This window comes from Variovorax sp. 01T439_2, assembly GCF_056398445.1.
On sequence record NZ_JBFTPJ010000854.1, the window covers coordinates 1 to 2,591 of the forward strand.

A 2,591-nucleotide genomic window follows, 5' to 3' on the forward strand; every position below is an offset into this window, starting at 1 on the left:
CTTGACTACCGCTGCCTTGCTCCTTCCCCTTCCGGGGGTAGGCAGGGATGGGGGCTCGCGGCCTTCGACGACAGGCGGCGGGTTCGTGGTGCGCCGCTTGCCCCCACCCCGGCCTTCCCCCGGGAGGGGAGGGAGAAATTCAGGGTCCACGGGCGCGGTCATGACGGCAGCAACGCGGCGAGCGTCTGCAAGGTATCGGCCTCCGCCACCGGCTTGTCCTCGCGCCAGCGCAGCATGCGCGGAAAGCGCACCGCGATGCCGCTCTTGTGGCGCGTGCTGCGCGCAATGCCTTCGAAGCCGAGCTCGAACACCAGCGTGGGCTTGACGCTCTTCACCGGGCCGAAGCTTTCGACGGTGGTCTTGCGGATGATCGCGTCCACGCGCGCCATCTCGGCGTCGGTCAGGCCCGAATAGGCCTTGGCAAAGGGCACGAGCTTGCGGTCCCCCTGTTCGGGCGGGCCATCCCAGACGGCGAAGGTGTAGTCGCTGTAGAGGCTCGCGCGCCGGCCGTGGCCGCGCTGCGCGTAGACGAGCACGGCGTCGATGCTGAGCGGATCGATCTTCCACTTCCACCACACGCCCACGTCCTTGGTGCGGCCCACGCCGTACTGCGCGTCGCGGCGCTTGAGCATCATGCCCTCCACGCCCAGGCTGCGCGCGGCTTCGCGCTGGCGTGCGAAGTCGCTCCACGCGATGCCGGTGAGCATCGGGCTCGGCAGCAGCGACGGGTGCTGCATGCGCGTGACGAGTTCGTCGAGCAAGAGCCGGCGCTCCGATTGAGGCAGCGCGCGCAGGTCGCGCCCTTCCCATTCGAGGATGTCGTAGGCCAGCAGCACCACCGGGATCTCGCGCAGCAGCTTCGCGCCCAGCGTCTTGCGGCCGATGCGTTTCTGCAGCTCCGCGAAGGGCTGCACGCGGTCGTCGCGCCAGACGGCAATCTCGCCGTCGAGCACCGTGCCGTCGGGCAGCGCATCGCCCAGCACGGCCAGCTCGGGAAAGCGCTCGGTCACCAGTTCCTCGCCGCGCGACCACAGCCAGCTGGCGCCCGCGCGCTTGACCAGCTGCGCGCGGATGCCGTCCCACTTCCATTCGACGATCCAGCCGGCCGGCGGGCCGAGCACAGCATCGAATTGTTCGAGCGGCAGGTTGAAGGCATGCGCAAGAAAGAACGGGTAGGGCTGCCCGCTGGTTTTTTGCACCTGCTCCGCGCCCGACTCCGGCGCGATCAGCGCGCGGTAGTCTTCCGCGCGCGGCCGGCCGCCGATGTGGGTGTAGCCCATGAGGCGCTGCGCCACGCGCTTGGGATCGATGCCGCCCACGCCCGCGAGCGCCTGGGTGACCTGCAGCTTCGACACGCCCACGCGGAAGGCGCCGGTGATGAGCTTGAAGTACACCAGCCGCTCTTCGGCCGCGAGCTGGCGCCACTGCGCGCGCAGCCGCGCGGGCAGTTCGTCCGGCGCCGCCTTGCCGGCCTCGCGCAGCGGCAGCAGGTGCTCCTCGACCCAGCGCGCCAGGCCGAGGTCATGCGCCTCGGTGGGCGGCGGCAGCAGCAGCGCGATGGTTTCGGCCAGGTCGCCGACCGCCTCGTAGCTCTCGTCGAACAGCCATTCGGGCAGGCCCGCGGCCTCCTGCGCGAGCAGCCGCAGCAGCTTGGTGGGCACCAGCTGGCGCGGCTTGCCGCCGGCGAGGAAGTACACGGCCCAGGCGGCATCGGCCGGATCGGCCTCGCGCAGGTAGCGCTGCAGCGCGGCCTGCTTGGCAAGGCTCGAGGTGCTGGCGTCGAGCTCGCGGTAGAGCGCGGCGAAGTCCTTCATGGCTCTGCCCCTTCCCCTTCCGGGGGAAGGCTGGGATGGGGGCCGGCTGCGTCCGCATCGGGCGCCGCTTGCCCCCTCCCCGGCCCTCCCCCGGAAGGGGAGGGAGTTTCCTGCTCGTCGTCTTCATCGCCGTACTCGGTCCTGAAGCCCTGCGCCTCCAACCCGTTCTCGCTGAGCCAGCGCACCATCACCGCCACGCTGCCGTGGGTGACGAACACCCGCTCGGCCCCCGTGCCCGCGATGGCCTGTTGCAGGCCGGGCCAGTCGGCGTGGTCCGACATCACGAAGCCGCGGTCCACGCCGCGCCGGCGGCGCGTGCCGCGCAGTTGCATCCAGCCGCTCGCGAAGGCATCGGCATGGTGGCCGAAGCGGCGCATCCATGGCGTTCCCTGGGCCGAGGGCGGCGCGAGCACCAGCGCGCGCTTGAGCAGCGCGGCATCGACGCCCGCATCGGTCACGCGCAGCGTCTGCGGCAAGGCCACGCCCGCGGCGCGGTACACCGCGTTGAGCGGCTCCACGGCGCCGTGCACCACGATCGGCCCGATCGATGCGTCCACGCCATGCAGGATGCGCTGCGCCTTGCCGAAGGCATAGCAGAACAGCACCGATGCGCGGCCGGCCTCGGCATTGGCGCGCCACCAGGCGTCGATCTCGGCGAACAGTGCCGCCTGCGTGGGCCAGCGGTAGATCGGCAGGCCGAAGGTCGACTCGGTGATGAAGGTGTCGCAGGGCACGGGCTCGAAGGGCGCGCAGGTGCCGTCGGGCTCGGTCTTGTAG

General features: G+C 71.2%; 2 protein-coding genes. Both read right to left on the reverse strand.

Going from position 1 to position 2,591, the window contains the following annotated elements:
* Window positions 1–158: 158 nt before the first annotated feature.
* Window positions 159–1,814: an ATP-dependent DNA ligase gene (locus AC1DOC_RS28790; protein ID WP_015867619.1), complete on the reverse strand. Its 1,656-nt coding sequence runs from the start codon at window positions 1,812–1,814 to the stop codon at window positions 159–161.
* On the reverse strand, window positions 1,811–2,591 hold a 781-nt coding region (locus tag AC1DOC_RS28795; RefSeq protein WP_478131030.1), incomplete at its 5' end, for a DNA ligase-associated DEXH box helicase. The genes AC1DOC_RS28790 and AC1DOC_RS28795, both read right to left, overlap by 4 nt.